At 35.6% G+C, this 15,071-nt stretch carries 14 protein-coding genes; 7 read left to right on the top strand and 7 right to left on the bottom strand.

The features are described from left to right. Positions 1 to 331 precede the first annotated feature (331 nt). Positions 332 to 1,465, top strand: coding sequence for an exodeoxyribonuclease VII large subunit (locus tag ASG22_RS05460; RefSeq protein WP_157844703.1), 1,134 nt, complete (start codon positions 332 to 334; stop codon positions 1,463 to 1,465). A gap of 47 nt (positions 1,466 to 1,512) precedes the next feature. Here ASG22_RS05460 and ASG22_RS05455 read toward each other — a convergent pair whose 3' ends face one another. From ASG22_RS05455 to ASG22_RS05445, 3 genes are all read right to left on the bottom strand, one after another. Next, positions 1,513 to 1,830, bottom strand: coding sequence for a hypothetical protein (locus tag ASG22_RS05455; RefSeq protein ID WP_055981758.1), 318 nt, complete (start codon positions 1,828 to 1,830; stop codon positions 1,513 to 1,515). Positions 1,831 to 1,962: 132 nt separating this feature from the next. Continuing rightward, positions 1,963 to 3,144: an MFS transporter gene (locus tag ASG22_RS05450; protein WP_055981755.1), complete on the bottom strand. Its 1,182-nt coding sequence runs from the start codon at positions 3,142 to 3,144 to the stop codon at positions 1,963 to 1,965. Further along, a complete protein-coding gene (locus tag ASG22_RS05445) occupies positions 3,141 to 4,061 on the bottom strand; it encodes an alpha/beta hydrolase (protein WP_055981754.1) in 921 nt (306 codons plus the stop codon). Before ASG22_RS05445 ends, ASG22_RS05450 begins: the two co-directional genes overlap by 4 nt. A 96-nt stretch (positions 4,062 to 4,157) precedes the next feature. Between ASG22_RS05445 and ASG22_RS05440 the strand changes: the two genes are divergently transcribed. After that, positions 4,158 to 4,517: a winged helix-turn-helix transcriptional regulator gene (locus ASG22_RS05440; RefSeq protein ID WP_055981751.1), complete on the top strand. Its 360-nt coding sequence runs from the start codon at positions 4,158 to 4,160 to the stop codon at positions 4,515 to 4,517. A 67-nt stretch (positions 4,518 to 4,584) separates the two neighbouring features. Here ASG22_RS05440 and ASG22_RS05435 read toward each other — a convergent pair whose 3' ends face one another. Next, complete coding sequence (locus ASG22_RS05435) at positions 4,585 to 5,154, bottom strand: Crp/Fnr family transcriptional regulator (protein ID WP_055981750.1); 570 nt, start codon at positions 5,152 to 5,154, stop codon at positions 4,585 to 4,587. 135 nt (positions 5,155 to 5,289) lie between these two features. Between ASG22_RS05435 and ASG22_RS05430 the strand changes: the two genes are divergently transcribed. Both ASG22_RS05430 and ASG22_RS05425 read left to right on the top strand, forming a co-directional pair. Continuing rightward, the gene (locus ASG22_RS05430) at positions 5,290 to 6,081 is read left to right on the top strand and encodes an alpha/beta hydrolase (RefSeq protein WP_082504948.1); all 792 of its coding nucleotides are present in this window, start codon (positions 5,290 to 5,292) and stop codon (positions 6,079 to 6,081) included. Positions 6,082 to 6,193: 112 nt separating this feature from the next. Further along, positions 6,194 to 6,604, top strand: a complete 411-nt coding sequence (locus tag ASG22_RS05425; RefSeq protein ID WP_055981839.1) for a RidA family protein — start codon at positions 6,194 to 6,196, stop codon at positions 6,602 to 6,604. Between the two features lie 1,017 nt (positions 6,605 to 7,621). On the opposite strand, the gene ASG22_RS05415 is transcribed toward ASG22_RS05425, so the two are convergent. Together ASG22_RS05415 and ASG22_RS05405 are read right to left on the bottom strand one after the other, a co-directional pair. Beyond that, complete coding sequence (locus tag ASG22_RS05415) at positions 7,622 to 8,221, bottom strand: DUF6624 domain-containing protein (protein WP_055981742.1); 600 nt, start codon at positions 8,219 to 8,221, stop codon at positions 7,622 to 7,624. Positions 8,222 to 8,718: 497 nt separating this feature from the next. Beyond that, positions 8,719 to 9,711, bottom strand: a complete 993-nt coding sequence (locus ASG22_RS05405; protein WP_055981735.1) for a YhcG family protein — start codon at positions 9,709 to 9,711, stop codon at positions 8,719 to 8,721. A gap of 712 nt (positions 9,712 to 10,423) precedes the next feature. Between ASG22_RS05405 and ASG22_RS05395 the strand changes: the two genes are divergently transcribed. From ASG22_RS05395 to ASG22_RS05385, 3 genes are all read left to right on the top strand, one after another. After that, complete coding sequence (locus ASG22_RS05395; protein ID WP_055981836.1) at positions 10,424 to 10,867, top strand: RadC family protein; 444 nt, start codon at positions 10,424 to 10,426, stop codon at positions 10,865 to 10,867. Between the two features lie 346 nt (positions 10,868 to 11,213). Next, the gene (locus ASG22_RS05390; protein ID WP_055981729.1) at positions 11,214 to 11,651 is read left to right on the top strand and encodes a hypothetical protein; all 438 of its coding nucleotides are present in this window, start codon (positions 11,214 to 11,216) and stop codon (positions 11,649 to 11,651) included. Between the two features lie 292 nt (positions 11,652 to 11,943). Next, the gene (locus tag ASG22_RS05385) at positions 11,944 to 13,230 is read left to right on the top strand and encodes a DUF3945 domain-containing protein (RefSeq protein ID WP_055981727.1); all 1,287 of its coding nucleotides are present in this window, start codon (positions 11,944 to 11,946) and stop codon (positions 13,228 to 13,230) included. 498 nt (positions 13,231 to 13,728) lie between these two features. Here ASG22_RS05385 and ASG22_RS05380 read toward each other — a convergent pair whose 3' ends face one another. Further along, positions 13,729 to 14,871 carry a hypothetical protein gene (locus tag ASG22_RS05380; RefSeq protein ID WP_055981725.1) on the bottom strand — a complete coding sequence of 381 codons (1,143 nt, stop codon included), beginning with the start codon at positions 14,869 to 14,871 and terminating at the stop codon, positions 13,729 to 13,731. Between the last annotated feature and the right edge of the window lie 200 nt (positions 14,872 to 15,071).

The raw sequence follows: 15,071 nt of genomic DNA, 5'->3' as shown, positions 1-15,071 counted from the left end.
TGGTATGTAGACATATGTTATTTCAAAACTTATTTCGCCAAGATATTATTAAGAACGCTGTTTTATTTTAGTTCAATTAGCAATATCTTTGGAATGCTTTTTTAAAAAGACAGTCAATCATATGGACGATCAAGAAGTCACATATCCGATCTATTCACCAGCCTCAGTTATTGGGATCTTCAGCAATGCCCTGAAGCTAAATGCTACGGTCAATCTGATCTATCTGAAAGGCAGGTATGCTTTTGGGGGTGGTAGATCCTATGGAAACTACTATTATGACCTTCTGTTTTCAGAAGGTGATCACACTTCGATAGGGATTCGTATTTCTTCATTGTTAAGGAGCAAGATCACCAATAATGAGATCTATACGCTCAGAGGCTTTATTGAGAAAAGCATTAAGAATTCTTCGATTGAATTACGTTTTGTTGTGGACGAGATCGTTCAGCAGGAAGAGAGATCGATATCTGAAGAGGAACTGGAAAGGTACGCACTGATCCAGAAAAAACTCGAGACAGGGTCAAAAGATCTTGAGACCCTTATCAGGGATAAGATGCTGAAAGATGAAAAGGTAAGGGTCGCTAACATTTATGGAAATAATGCGATTGTACAGAAGGATTTTTTCGAAGGATTGGATGTTTCCCGAAAATATTTTGATATTTCAGATCACAGCTGCAATATCACTTCCTCTACGGCGATCATTTCCAAACTGAATGAAATTTCAGCTTTGGATTATGACATTGTTGCCTTGGTGAGGGGAGGAGGTGACCGGCAGAGTATGGAAACCTTCAATAATGTAACCTTATCAGAGTTATTCATCAAGATGAACATGGTTACTGTGACGGCCATCGGCCATACGGTAGATGAGACCTTACTGGATAAGCTGGCTGACAAGCGTTTTCACCTGCCTCATGATTATGGCGCCGGATTGCATGCGATAGTAGAAAAATTATCCCATGAAAGATCCAATTCAAGGGCTCTTCTCATAGATGAGGTCAAAAAAGATGTCACCAAGCAGTTTTCGGAGCAGGTAGAAACTTTAGAAAAACAACTGAAAAAGAAGAATGAGGAATTTACAGAAGCCCAGAAAACATACAAGGAGCAGACTGAAGCCCATAACAAGACCTATGCTGAACAGCTGAAAGTCCGAAATGAAGAATTCCAAAAGCTACAAGTATCTTCCACAAAACAGGTGGAAGATCTGCAGAAAAATTTCCTAGAACAACAGAGGCAGCGTCAGGCAGAAATGGATAGTTACAAAAAAGAGATTGCGGTCCTGCATGAAAAGAATGTACAGTCTGCCATCAATGAAAAGACCGCTTCTTTAAAGGCCAATCTTGAAACACTTACTCAGGATAATATCAGACTGAATCAGGAAGTTGAGAGCAATAAAACCGATTATGTAAAGATTATCATTGCATTTGTTTTGGCGCTGGTCGTGGGCTTTGTATTGGCAAAAGTTCTTTAAGGAATATCATCGTAGCCACAATCTTATTTGTTTTCACAGATCGTCAGTCACTGCGTTATAAAATCACCATAAGAGATTTTCAGCCCAGCCCATTTTGGATCATCCAGCCAGATCTCTTCAACATCGCTGATGGCGGGATCATTATGAGATGCTCCTTTTGCTGATCCATTGAGAGCATACACCTTCCCATTGCTTGTTTTGCCATAGATCTCTTTATAACCGGAACAATACACTTCGATCTCATTGACAGAAAAAGGCCTTTCACCAATGTAGTCCTGTTTGGTAAACTTGAGGGTATTTCTTGCCGAAGGCGCACTGCAAGATAAAATAAAGAATAGAACTGAAAAGATACAAATATTTTTCATAGATAAAAATTGGTTATTGGCAAAAGTAGCGATACTATCGAAGAATATTTTAAGGATTTTCGTAAAACGATATAATCCCGATTTTACTGGGATTATATCATTATGATTTATGAGAAAGTTATTTTACAAAGATTATGTTTTCATTGAAGGTGTTATCCCTTGCAATTTTTTCTTTTTGGATTTTTCCAAAAAGCTTCTCAAGCCAATCATTATAAATGCCAGGGTACCAAATATAATTCCTACCAACGGATTGTAAGAAACACCTTTTGAAATGATGATCAAGCCACCGATCGTCGTTCCCATTGTCACCCCTAAATTTCCAAATGAAGTGGCAAGGCTGTTTCCAAATTCCAAACTGTCAGGCACAGCTGAGACCATATAAGTTGATGCATTCAAGAAGCTAGGGGAATATAGAAACCCCCAAACTCCAATGACCATTATTGTTGCAAGCGTATTTCCGTCTGAAAAGTATAAAAGGATAGGAATCAAGATGGTTCCGGAAAGAAAAAATGAAGTGGTTTTCGCAACACTCTTATTGAGCATCTTGCCTGCTATCCAATTCGCAAAAACACCGATAACTCCAAATAGAAAAAGCATATAACTCACCATTGTTGTGTCCATTCCTTTTGCTTTGTTCAGATATTCGGCAAAATAACTGTAAGTGGAAAACCAGGCTGTGATCATAAAAAAGTTCATTGCCGTACTGATGATGAATGTGGGTTGCGTAAGTATTTTTAACTGACTTCCGTAAGATTTTTTCTCTTTGACAGGCATTGGTGGCAGGACAAAATAAATACCTATCAGTGCAATCAGACTTACCACAGTTTGCACCATAAAAGAATATTCCCACGACCATAAACTGGCCAGCCAGGTTGCAAAAGGAACAGTTGTAACCATTGCAATGGCAACACCACTAAAGACAATGCTCATCAATTCATTTTCCCGTTTCTTATCTGCTTGTGAAACGGCTACGGCCAAAGCTGTTGCGATATAAACAGGTTGTAAAAAAGCTGGCAGAACTCTTACCAACATCAATAACCAATAAGGAGGCGATAGGGAGGAGACAATTCCGGTGATTAAAAAAATAAAAATTGCCGTAAGCATCACTTTTTTACGGTCATAACCTGATGCCAGCAAAGTCATAAAAGGACCTGTTAGTGCTATAACTAAGGCGAAAGCGCTCAAAAGATAACCTGCTTTGTCTATGCTGATTTTGTAATGTTCTGCAACCTGCGGCAAAATGCCAATGATGCCGAATTCTGTGGTGATGACTGCCAAGAAGCCGAGACAACCGATGTATGCAAATTTTTTCATGATAGAGAATTTTGAGTTTTAATAAATTCTGCGATATCATGCATTAGAATTTTTGTATCATCGATAAAACCTCCCATTTGAAAGAAGCCATGGGTAGTTCCTTTGTACAACTTCTGTTGCACATCGACTCTATTTGCTTTTAGTTTTTCTGCATATAATAGGCCTTCATCTTTTAAAGGGTCAAATTCTGAAACAGCGACAAAAGTTGGAGGGAAACCTATTAAATCATCTGCCAATAGAGGCACAGCATCTGGATTATTCCGGTCTTCAATATGCGGTAAATACCAATCCCAAGCTTGGATGGCACCTTTTAGATCCAGCAAAGGCCCATTTTGAAATTCGTCCCAGGACGATGTTTTCATAGAATTATCTGTGACAGGATAGATCAATAATTGAGCAATTACAATACTGCGAAATTTTCTGGTGATTGTCGCTGCTAACGCACCTCCGGCACTATCGCCTGCTATTATTATTTTTTTCAGATCAATATTAAGTGTTGAAGCATTTTCTATGATCCATTTTACGGCAAACTCACAATCATATAATCCTGCGGGGAAAGGATATTCCGGTGCCAGGCGATAATCGACAGCAATAATTATTGATTGTGAAAGGTTTGATAACTGGCGGAGCGGTGTGTCGTGGGTTTCCAGATTTCCGGCATTGAACCAACCTCCATGGAAGTAGATCATCAGTGGAGATTCGACATTATTATTTGGTCGGTATATCCTTATTTTAAGCGAATTGCCTTCATTTAGCAATTCCTTTTCAGTGATATGAAAAACGTTTTGTTTTTCTCCAGCCAATGGTATGAATTTTTCGTAAAAGTTTCTTCCTGCTTCCCAAGGGCTTAATGTTTCCGACACCTCGATGTTTTGAATATAGTTGAGTGTTTTTTCGACTTGTTCTGATAACTTCATTTTATATTAATTTAAAATAGGATGCAAATTTATTGGGTAATCTGTAATTTTGCACTGTACACATTCAAATGTGTGATACTAACAAATTTGTAAGTAATGGGAATCAGAAAAGAAAATTCGACCAATATGCAGAACGAAAAATGCATAATGGATGGGTGCAATTTGACCTATGCGGTCTGTAAAATAGGAGGTCGCTGGAAATTGATAATCCTTTGTAAATTGGAAGATGGCAAATTGAGATTTAGCGAGATCAGAAAGCAAATTCCAAATATTACAGAACGTATGCTCACTCTGCAACTGCGTGAACTTGAAAAAGAAGGTCTTGTTAAACGTACCGTTCATGCCGAAGTACCTCCACGGGTTGATTATGAAATGACTGAAATAGCCAATGAACTCATTCCTATCTGGCGTCAGCTGGAAAGTTGGGGCTCCAAGCACAGAGAAGTGGTGAAATAATTTTCAGTTTCCTTGACACAACTAAATTGTATTTGTGTAGTCGTCAATATTGTAGACAGGCTATACTTTAAAGTTCGGCTCTGATTCTACTCAGCTGAGTAGGAGTAACTGCCAGATAAGAGGCTATCTGATGAAGTTTTAATCGGGAAATCAGCTCAGGATGATCTTTTTCCAACTCTAAATATCTTTGTTTGGCCGTAGCGGATTTAAGCGTGATCTCGGCAAATTCTTTTTCAATGACCCAATGGCGTTCTAAATAGCTGATGTAGAAATTGGCGATATCATTATACTGTGTTATCAGCTTTCTGAAATCACTGAAAGTATAGCTGATGACTTCCGTATCCTCCAAGGCCTCAATGGAGAAGGATCCAGGTTCCTGCTTTAACAATGCGCTTGTAGAAGCAACAAGGGAGTTTTCCGGAAAAAATCTTTTAATTATTTTTTCACCTTTTTCATTAAGATAATAGTAGGAAAGCAGTCCTTTAACTACATAGCTGATGTCTTTCGGAATTGCACCCTGTTCCAAAAAATGAGTTCCCTTGGCTATTTCGGATGTTTTTAACAAAGCAGACCAAGCCTTTTGTGATTCCTCCGAGATCGAGGAATAGCGGTCTATAAATTCCCAAAATGCTGTCATTGTATAAAGATAAAGTAAAATAAAAATACTGTGATACGAATTTTCAGAAATTGAAATATTTTCTGATCCCTCAACATATGTAAAGATTTTTGAGGATCCTGACTTTTAACTTTGCTCCTACAAAAATCAATTACAATGATAAAATCATTATTTGCATTGGTCGTTACCTGCATTGGAACAGAAATGTTTTCTCAAAAAGTCGACTCACTGAATATTTATAGTACCTCTATGAAAAAGGAAATTAAAACCCTTGTGGTACATCCCTCGAACGAAAAGAATGAGAAACTGCCAACGGTTTATATACTCCACGGATACAGTGGCTATCCCAAAAGAACATTAACACAGGATATTCCTTCCTTAGCAAAGCTTAGTGAGGAAATGCAGATGATCTTCGTGCTACCCGACGGAAATTATGACAGCTGGTATATAGACAGTCCCAATTTAAAGTATGAGACATTTATTGCCCAAGAATTGACAGGCTTTATTCAAAAAAAATATAATTCTGATCAATCGAAATCCGCTTTGATGGGGTGGAGTATGGGTGGACATGGCGCACTGTATATTGGTGAAAGACATCAGAATACTTTCAGTGCTATCGGAAGTGTATGCGGCGTCATCGATTTTGTTCCTTTTGGAAAGGAGTATGGTGTTCCTAAATTATTAGGAGAAAATCCTGAAAAATGGACTTCTTACACAGCCATCTCGCAGATAGACAAGCTTAAAGACAGCCGACAAAAAATCCTGATCAGTTGTGGAATTGACGATCCGTTGATTTCACAAAACAGAAAATTTCACGAGCAATTAATCAAATTGAATATTCCTCACATTTATGAAGAACGTCCCGGTGCTCACGATGCAGCCTATTGGTCCAAGGCTGCTGTTATTCAAATATTTCAACTCAAACAATTCTTTGCAAACCATGATTAATTTTAAATATTTTACAGATAAGATAAAAAATGTTCTTATCTCTTCATTCTTCATTTTATTGTTTACAGGTTGCTTTAAAAATGAAAACAATCCACTCCCAAATCCAAAAAATATGTCAAATGTCCAATACAAAAACCCAAAAGGGCTTTTCGATCCCACACTCTATGCATTTTCCCATTCTACGACTGCCTCCGGTAAAGGAAGTTATGTTTTTATCTCGGGACAAAGCGGTGGAGAAGGTTTAGATCATCAACTTTCTACGGATTTTAGAATGCAGGTCAAAGCTGCTCTGCAAAACCTGAACACTGTTCTTAAAGCATCAGGTCTGACGACTGATGATGTGCTTAAAATAACAATACTGATCGTAGATCATGATCAGGAGAAACTTAAAATTTGGATAGAAGAAATGAAAAAGGTGTGGGTTAAAGATCAGTTTCCGGCAAGTACTTTAATTCCAGTTCCAAAACTGGCGCTGGATGGGATGCTCATCGAGGTTGATGCTGTTGCGTTTAAAAAGTTGTAAATGTTTAGCTTTTATTAGTGTGAAATTTATTTTGTGAAGCGTTTTCAATGTAGATCTTAAAATTATCAATTATGCCAAAGTTATAGGTTTGGAAGCTCTTAACCCAAAGTCGAAGATTGACTTCCTATGCAGTGGTTGACGGAAGGCTGGTTACAGTACAAAATTCTGCATCTTCTGAGAAAGTGGCGGAGGAGATGCTAAAACTCATCTAAAAATATTCAAGATATCAAATTATATTAAAAAAGCGGCAAAAGCCGCTTTTTACATTATTAACTTATGAATTCTTATTTATTTGTATTAGAAGATCGTAACGCGTTGATCTTGTCAATTCGGTCATATCCTCTTTCAGCAACCATCTCTACAAGCTTAGCAAGGTTTCACTTTGCTTATAAAGCATTTCTATAGGTACTGTACCAATTATATTGGTTGATTCAACTTTTCTTCCAGCAATTCCAGAACTTGTTAAGGGGTAACAAGTCCTCCGACAAAGTCAATTGTTTACCACTAAAGTTCTTATAATTCTGCAATATGATGTAAAAACTAAGTTAGTGGGCTTATAATTTTGATCTAAAATAGTCAATTACATTGCAAATAGATTGCCCCTAAAAAGTGTCTAACTTTTTAGGGGCAATCTATTTTTGGGAATATTAAAAGTCAGTTTGGTTTTTAAGAGTAGGATTGTGGATAAAATTCTTCGGAGTCATATCATAAATAAATCTGTAAAAGAATAATAAGCGTTTGATAAGACTATCGTCGCTTTTCCTACTTAACTGGTTTTTGTCTGATAAAGCATGGCTTTATTTTTAACAAAATATTCTCTTGAGATGTCTAAAAATGAAGCAATTATTCCATCGTTTTTTGAGATTTTAACAGCAATTAATAACGTCCTGTGGCTTTGCGACTGTTGCGGCAATTGGAACTGAGTTCGCTCGGCTGGACAAAACGAAATTAGGAAATTAAAACGTAATTTCATAACTTAAAGCAGCAATAGCGCAAAACCGCTGTTAGTGGCTGTTTTTACTTTGTCCACCCAACACTCTTTTTCCATTTTTCAATTTCCTGTTTTCGTTTCTCAAAGTTTGCTGGTGGCGATTGATTTTCAGTTTCCACTCGTTTTTTTATAACTTCTGTTTGCTCTTCGAGTGTGTTAAGTCCGATTGATTTTCTTCTTTCATTAACTTTACTTAGATCGTCAAAATAATTTGGACTTAGATTCCCATTTTCGTCCCAATCAAATTGAGTTCCATAAAGTTGCGGTTTGCCTTCTAAAACTGATATTCGGTCAGTTAGATAAGCTAAACTTTTTTGGTCTGCTTTATTTTCTATAACCGCGCTTTCCAATAGTTTTGCACTCTTTTTCATAAATTCAGGTTGTCCGATTGAGTGTTGAATTACTAACCAAGTAGCTTCGTTCGCTTCTTTACCAACTTTGTCTATTGTTGGATAACCTATTGTGTCTATTATGTCATTTAGTATTTTAGCATTTCTATTGTGCAACTCTTTCATTTCTTCGTTATATCCTTCGCTAAGTTTTCCGCTTTGAATGAGTTTGTCCCTTAATGCTAAGTCCGCATTTTTTAGGTCAATGATATTTTCAGCAATGCTTTTATAATCCATTTGATGTTATTTTGTTGTTGCCTACTGTCGTCCTAAAATAGCACTAACTTATTTATATCCGTTATACAATAGCGCATATCCACCCAAATTCTTAGTGATATGCTCTAAATATAAGCAATCGTTTCTTGAGATTGTTATTACCAAATGTTTTCGGTTTCGTTTTTCATTAAGGATAAAGAACTCTTTATGAAAGCAAATGTAACAGCAAGAAGTAAAAAAGTAATAATTAAGTAGTTTTCTGATTCTCCTATACCAAAAATATTGACCATAAATGAAGCAAACATTTTAGTAACTGAAACATAAATCATAAAAAGAAAAAGTCTCAACAAAAATTTCATCGAAAATCTTTTCTTAAAAATTAACATTGCAAACATTGCTAAACAAGCAATTAAAGCAGAATATAGAACGATGTTAAAAATTAAATTGAAATCCATATTTTAAAGCTTATTTTATTGTTTTTTGAGATTTTAAGAGGTCATGTATTTTGAGTATTTTTATCAGTTCTGATTGTCCAGTTCAAATTTCACCCTGTCTGCCTCTATCAAATTTTTCAGTTCTTTTTCGTCAGGAAGATATGTTCTGTATTTACTTGCGAATAGCTTCTCATTTTCTGACATTACGGAGTATTTTACTACAGTTTCATCTTTTTCAGTACATAAAATAATTCCTATTGTGGGATTGTCATCTAATCCTTTTTTAAGATCATTATACATTCTTACATACATATCCATTTGCCCAATGGCTTCGTGAGTCAGCTTATGAGTTTTAAGATCTACAAGCACAAAGCATTTTAGGTAATAGTTATAAAAGACTAGATCTATATAGAAATCTGATGTATCAGTAACGATATGTTGCTGTCTGGCAACAAATGCAAACCCTTTCCCTAACTCCATTAAAAATTGCTGAAGGTGAGTAATTAAAGCTGATTCTATTTGAGTTTCAGTTTGTGATATGTCTGAAGGAAGTCCTAAGAATTCAAATATATAAGGGTCTTTAATATAATTGGATATTTCTTTGTTTTCTGCTTCCGGAAATTTTAATAATCTACCTAAATACTGGCTGTCAATGTTTCTTTGAAGTGTCCTGGTATTCCAGTTTCCTTCAATAGAATGTTCTATATACTGTATTCTATGTTCAGAATTCTCAATTCTACTAATAATTCGGTAGTGAGTCCAGCTCAATTCGGTACGCACTGCGTTCCAAATTGGAAATGCGATGAAAAAAGCTCGCATATTATTAAGGTTTCGATCGTTAAATCCCTTTCCAAATTCTAATGATAGATGATTAGCAAGATTCTTCAAGATTGATTTACCATACTTTGCACGAAGTTCACCATTTTGTTCATCCTCAATAATAAGCTGTCCAATTTCCCAATACATTTTCAGCAATATAGTATTACTGTTTCTATAAACTTGGTCTTTGGCATCAACAATAAGTTTTGCAATGGAACTGTAAAGGTCTTGATTAAATTCTGGTATCTTTTCTATCATTTATCAAAATTACAAAATTTACTATGGTTAGTTTACCTAACCTCAAAGACATTTTTCAGATTTAGTAATTTATATAACACACCAAACATTCAGCAATTTAATAAATCCAAGATAGCAATACAACCATTTACCGAAAAATTCATGTCAACTAGTAATACAATTTACGCAGGGTATCATATTAAGATTTCAGGATACTTATCACATTGTATTTTTAAGATAACTCGGCATTGATAAATTTTAATGGTAGCAGTTGCCTTTGAGGTAATCCGATTTTCTATAGCAAATATATTCCGTTGTCCCTGCGGAAAAAAATCTTTTTGGGTATCCGGGATCGTAGATCCCAAACCCTCCACAAAAATATTTCAAGCTTTCATCAATGTTCTTTCTTATTGCTTTCAAGGAATTGATTGCAGTTTTCCTTGTGCCTGCCTGAATGGTAATCTGCATAGAAAAGTCAGAAACCTCACAAGATGCAAATGCAGTTCATTGAAATTTTGATCCTTAATAATCTCCTTGTAGAAATCAGTTGATCTGATGAAATTATAAATCAGTTTGTCTGATAGAATACTATATAAGCTCAATACATATTACGATGAATTAAAAGAATAGAAAAGGTCAAAATTTCCTTCAATCTGCAATTGACAGAATCTACGGTTTTTTTTAAATGTAAGTGCGGGAAAAACAGGTCTCCGCCGTACTCGGAGCAAACAACATGAAATTCAATATTGTAAACGAAATTAAATTGAGTTATTCAAGAAAAGGGAATTGTGAAAGATTGATAACATCGTCACGGGATGCGGTGGATATTTTCAGGGAGCATTTTGATGCGGATGAAATGGATTACAGAGAATCTTTCTTTGCGCTGTATCTGAATCAGGCGAATAAGGTATTGGGAATTAAGAAAATATCTGAATGCGGAATTTCTTCGACTTTGGTTGATGTACGGATTGTGATGCAGGCAGCACTTCTTTGTAATGCTTCAGGGATTATTGTTGCTCATAATCATCCATCGGGAAATCTGAATCCTTCAAGTTGTGATATTAAAATGACGGCACAGATTAAAGAAGCTGCAAAAATTCTGAGTATGAATTTGTTGGATCATGTGATTTTGACTTCGGATTCACATTTTTCATTTGCTGATGATGGGATGATGTAGTGATAGGTTAATTGGAAGTTTTGAGGCATCATATCATGTGACAACGGATTCGCAAGTTTCGTTTGCGGAATAGAGGATGATCGGAAATAAGAAAATGGGATGTCGTAGCGATCATTTATTGAGGACATTGGTTTATCGTTTTTGGTTTGCTACTGATGGAATGATGGAAAGATTTAGTGATATGATGATTGGATGTTCTACGGGATCATGTCATTTGATATTGGAATTGCGTTTTCGTTCGCAGTTAAAATATGTTGTGATGATGTAATAATGGATAATAGGAAATGTTTAGGGGCTTATGCAAGGAGTCTCTGTTTTTTAGCTCTACAAGAAATAATTAGAAAATATGAAAGGTACAATCAAATTTGAGATTGAGTCTCTGTTGTTTGGGATTGAGAATCCTAAAGGGAAGATTGAGCAGGTTTTGTTTGCCAGAAAAATGGCAGAGTATGAAGGAATGCCGAATTGCAATCGGTTGGCTCAACTGATTTTTAATGATCGTACGGTGAATAAGGCACTGGCGGGTGCGGTGCCTTTGGATGAAACTTTGGTTCTCGGGTATGAAGGATGGAACGACAGTATATTGCATCTGAGTATCAGAAGTGGAAGAAATGCGGTCAGAATTGCCACGGGTCGTTTTCCAGGTCTGGACATAGAGATGTATAAGGATTATAAGGAAGCAATTCTTTTAAATAAACTTTCTGAGAAACAGATTGAAGAGATTTTTAATGAGTTGTGGAACAATATGGATTTGATTCAGCCTAAGCCCAAATTTTATGTTTAAAGAATAGTAAAAGAGGTAAAACTGTAATTATTCAAAATTCCGGACACTGTCCGGAAATTTAAGTTGAAATTTTCGAACGTTTCTAAAAAAAGAAATAAAATCATATTTCGCAATCGTAACTGAATTATGACAGTCGTTTTTCAAAATGCAATTGTAAGCAAAATACTGGAGGTATCATCAAAAAAAAGCAATTCAAAGATAACTTGATTTTAAAAGTGATCATTCAGATGAAGCCTGATTCCAGGTTGTAATACTGATATAAAATAAATTTTAATTAAATAAAATAATCATCATGAACAAAATAGAAAACCATACAGCACATTCGGAAGTTAGTAGTTTATTGGTACTTCGTCACCGTACCCAATCCGTTGGAATTGTGCAGTCTGTCAATCAATTCGGAAATTTGATAGACGTTAAGCCTGATCGTGAAAAAGTTGATACGGTCATACGGATTGATTCTTCATCACGTTCTTTTATGGACTTCTATGCAGATTTTTATTATCAGCTGAATAATCCTGCGGAGTATTCGTTTTTTAAAGTGAGGGAGTATGAGGCGCAGGAAACAGCGAGAGGTTTGCAGGAGTATATTGATGGTTCTTCGGAGGTTGAGAAGCGGGATTTAAAAGAGTTTGAAGTTTCCATCGAGGCGGTCGATGCGATCAGAAATAGTAGTTATGCTGACAGGGAGTCTTCTGTTGTGAAGAATGGTTTTAATGACGAGTCAGCGGTTATTAGTCATAGTTCTCAATATCGTTTTCAGATTGAAGATGTTCCTTGGGAATCGTTGGCGGAGATAGATCTTGATTGGGAAAAGTTGGAAAGTATAGGTGCGTTGGAATCTTTGTTGAAAGGTTATAAGACTCCAATGTTGATTCCGATACCGCTGAGTGATGGGTATTCAGTAAGTATGGTCGATGCACGGTTGCAGTTAAGGTTGGATGATCGTGGTGAAGTAGTTGTCCGTATTCACAGGGTTCTTGAGAAATGGGATTTTAAAAAGAAGTTTATGGGGCATGAGTTTACGAAGGAGGATGAGTTGAACTTGTTGAATTCAGGGAATATGGGCAGGGTAGTCGGTCTTGTTGATCCGTGGACAGAGCAGGTTGTTCCTTCGTTGATCAGCATGGACAGGCTGACGAATGAATTGATTCCTTTGAGGATGGAGTTTGTCAGAATTCCTGCGGTGATTTGTGGAGTGACTTTGAATTTGGAGCAGGTGAAGATTTTGCGTGATGGGAAACCTTTGTTTATTGAAAATATGTTATCGAAGAAAGGAATGCTTTTTTCTGCAACGGTGCAGTTTAATACGGATAAGCAGTGGATTGAGTTTTTGTTTAAGAAGAATTTGAAAGGTTTTAATGGTAAGATTTTACATTCTAATTTTGAAAAGCAAGTTCCTACTGTTTTCAGAGGGAAGTATCTTCGTAAATGGCAGATGGATAAGTTGAAAGCAGGGGAGACAGCTTATATTAATGGGTTGGTGAATAAGAATGGGAAGAAGTATCAGGGATATTTGAGTTTTGATTGGAGGACGGGAAAGATTGAGTTTTCGTTTAAGAATCTGAAGAAGAAATTGTAGAGTGTTTAAAATCTTTTGCGCACTCTGGAGGAAGGGAAAGTAACTTTGAATATATTTTTAGTAACCTGCAAAGTCTATCGACTTTGCAGGTTCTTTGGTTTGAGTTTCAAAAATTAGCTGGTTGGTGAAAATCGGGTCGCAAAAATGCAATTCCTCCCTTTGGTCGGAAACGCATTTTTGCAGGATTTGGAGTAACCTTTTTTCTAAAACATTCTTCTATGTTTTAGAAAAAAGGTTGAGTATTTTACAATTTTTATCTTTTGAAAATCTGTATATCTCGCTCTGAAATAGTCTACTAAAAAGTGGCTAATGCACATCAAAAATTTGGGATTGATTTTAAACCAATTTAAACTTATTTTTAAAAATAGGCTCAGATTATAAAATCCCAGCCTAACTTATTAACTTACACAATTTGTGGGATAGTGTCATTGACTATCATAGTTCTTCATTTAAAAATAATTGAGATTATGTACTATTTATGTAGGTAGTGTAGTGTATTTACTTCTTCCAGAAATTACTCAAATTATAACCAAATCCAAATCCCATCCATATCTTACTATTATAATTCCAATTTTTCGCATCGGATCCCAAGCCAAAATCACAACCACCGAAGAAGCCTAATTGAAAGTTATAGATAGAGTACATTATGCCGATTCCCGGAGATACTACTCCAATTGTTTTTTTGTTATCACCAACAATCGGATTCTCGCTAGCTGTAGTACTTGTTTTATCTAATGCTGATGTCGAAAAACTTAAAAATCCACCTATCGTTGCTGATGAACTTGTTGGTAATTGTGTAAATCCCTCACCACGCACGTAGCGTGCTCTATACTTTCCTATTTTTACGCCTGCAAATGCACCTAAATTAAAATCACTGCTAAATTCTTGATCTACAGAAATACCGTTCCTTTTAAATCCTGGTCTTATTTTGATGGGAATAGTTACAGGACCAAATTCAACACCTGTCTCTTTAAAATGAAGAACCGTTCTATTATCAATTTGTACTGTGTAATCAGCATCTTTGTCATATTTATTAACTAAATAACTTTTTATTGTTTTACCATCTTTTTCGTACACCTCAATTACTACATTACTATGTTTCAAATAATCTGGATCAGACATCATTTCCTCATTTGTAATTTGCCACAAGTTGTAATTCGTATTAATATTTAATTCTTGCGTTTTTGAACTCTCTTTTGAATAGGTTCTATCACAAAGAAGTTTTTGGGTTATTGTTTTAATTTTTGTGCCAGTTGGCAAAGTGATTATGTCATTGAGCCAATAATTTATATGAATCAAAGAATTATCTGCCTGATCAACAAAAATATTAGCATCCCCAGTAAAGGATTTTATATCTTCTGTAATTATTTTGTCCACAAAAATAATCGAAGCTGAGTCTGCGATCTTTTCTGTTGTTACTGAAATAAGCTCTTCATTTTCCTTGGAAGTACGTTTATAATTCAATGTACTTTTAATATTAGAGCCTTTAGCGACACTTTGTGAACAATTTTGCACGATCGTTTTCTTTTTAAGAATAAAGCCTTCAGTCATATGTACCTTATTTAAAGCTTTGTAAGATTGTGCAAGTAGTAAGGTGTTGTAATTAATTAGAGTGATTACTAATAGGATTTTTGTTCTCATGGTTTAGTTTTTTTTGTTAACACTTAATGCGATTACCAATAATTACATTGATTAATTTGAAGTAAAGCTATCGAATCATTCTGTTTTTTCAAATCACCTTTTTGTGGTATTTTATATAAATAATCAAACTTTCCAATAAATAAGTGTTCCCGTAGTTGTGAAACAATTATTTTCAATATATTTGAAAAATAGCGTTGTGA

The sequence above is a fragment of the Chryseobacterium sp. Leaf405 genome, assembly GCF_001425355.1.
Lineage (GTDB): Bacteria > Bacteroidota > Bacteroidia > Flavobacteriales > Weeksellaceae > Chryseobacterium.
This window is presented reverse-complemented; position numbering and strand designations above follow the sequence as displayed.

Excerpts from the sequence above, each read along its gene's own strand:
- ASG22_RS05455 (WP_055981758.1), bottom strand. The coding sequence starts at position 1,830 with ATGAAAAATATTTGTATCTTTTCAGTTCTATTCTTTATTTTATCTTGC.
- ASG22_RS05450 (WP_055981755.1), bottom strand. The coding sequence starts at position 3,144 with ATGAAAAAATTTGCATACATCGGTTGTCTCGGCTTCTTGGCAGTCATC.
- ASG22_RS05445 (WP_055981754.1), bottom strand. The coding sequence starts at position 4,061 with ATGAAGTTATCAGAACAAGTCGAAAAAACACTCAACTATATTCAAAAC.
- ASG22_RS05440 (WP_055981751.1), top strand. The coding sequence starts at position 4,158 with ATGGGAATCAGAAAAGAAAATTCGACCAATATGCAGAACGAAAAATGC.
- ASG22_RS05435 (WP_055981750.1), bottom strand. The coding sequence starts at position 5,154 with ATGACAGCATTTTGGGAATTTATAGACCGCTATTCCTCGATCTCGGAG.
- ASG22_RS05430 (WP_082504948.1), top strand. The coding sequence starts at position 5,290 with ATGATAAAATCATTATTTGCATTGGTCGTTACCTGCATTGGAACAGAA.
- ASG22_RS05425 (WP_055981839.1), top strand. The coding sequence starts at position 6,194 with ATGTCAAATGTCCAATACAAAAACCCAAAAGGGCTTTTCGATCCCACA.
- ASG22_RS05415 (WP_055981742.1), bottom strand. The coding sequence starts at position 8,221 with ATGGATTATAAAAGCATTGCTGAAAATATCATTGACCTAAAAAATGCG.
- ASG22_RS05405 (WP_055981735.1), bottom strand. The coding sequence starts at position 9,711 with ATGATAGAAAAGATACCAGAATTTAATCAAGACCTTTACAGTTCCATT.
- ASG22_RS05395 (WP_055981836.1), top strand. The coding sequence starts at position 10,424 with ATGAAATTCAATATTGTAAACGAAATTAAATTGAGTTATTCAAGAAAA.
- ASG22_RS05390 (WP_055981729.1), top strand. The coding sequence starts at position 11,214 with ATGAAAGGTACAATCAAATTTGAGATTGAGTCTCTGTTGTTTGGGATT.
- ASG22_RS05385 (WP_055981727.1), top strand. The coding sequence starts at position 11,944 with ATGAACAAAATAGAAAACCATACAGCACATTCGGAAGTTAGTAGTTTA.
- ASG22_RS05380 (WP_055981725.1), bottom strand. The coding sequence starts at position 14,871 with ATGAGAACAAAAATCCTATTAGTAATCACTCTAATTAATTACAACACC.